Genomic DNA, 865 nt, shown 5'->3' with positions numbered 1-865 from the left:
CGCTCCGGCCGCCCGCACAACGTCGCGCGCCGGCTGTTCGTCCTGGACGTGCTGCGGGCGCTGGCCGCCGACGAGGCCGCCCGGCTGGAGGCCCCCGCCGACGCCGACGACCTGGCTTATGCCCGCAAGGTGCTGTGGAGCCGCCCCCAGGTGCGCGAAGCACTGGACGCCCTGTGGCCTCTGCTGACCCCCGAGCGGCTCATCGGCGGCCTGCTGTCCGATCCCGGAGCGCTGGAGCGGGCCGCGCCGCAGCTGACGGCCGCCGAACGCGGCGCCTTGCTGCGCCCGCCCGCCTCGCCGTGGACGACCGGCGACGTCCCGCTGCTGGACGAGGCCGCCGAACTGCTGGGCGTCGACGACTCGGTGAGCCCCGCCGCCGAGCGGGCCGCCGCCGAGGCGCGGCGCCGGCAGGAGGCCTACGCCCGAGGTGTGCTGGAGTTCACCGGCCTGGCCGCCGACGAGATGATGGAGGCCGGCGCGCTGGCCGAGCGCCACCGCTCGACCGGGCCGCACCTCACCACCGCCGAGCGGGCCGCCGCCGACCGGACCTGGGCCTACGGGCACGTCATCGTGGACGAGGCCCAGGAGCTGTCGGCGATGGCCTGGCGGACGGTGATGCGCCGCATCCCGGCCCGCTCCCTGACGGTCGTCGGTGATCTGGCGCAGACCGGTTCGGCCGCCGGGGCCCGCTCCTGGGGCGAGGTCCTCGACCCCTACGTCGCGGGCCGGTGGCGGGTGGAGCGGCTGCAGGTCAACTACCGCACCCCGGTGGAGATCATGGAGGTCGCCGCCGACGTCCTGGCGGCCGTCGCGCCGGACCGGCGGCCCCCGGAGTCGGTGCGCGAGGGCGGCGAGCGGCCGCGCG

General features: G+C 77.7%; 1 protein-coding gene. It reads left to right on the top strand.

All coding sequences use genetic code 11. The features are described 5' to 3' along the window. Window positions 1-865 (top strand): AAA family ATPase (locus ACWJ6R_RS37245; RefSeq protein WP_449066690.1); only part of this gene is annotated, 865 nt, incomplete at both ends.

Source organism: Planomonospora algeriensis (assembly GCF_977012225.1).
This window is presented reverse-complemented; position numbering and strand designations above follow the sequence as displayed.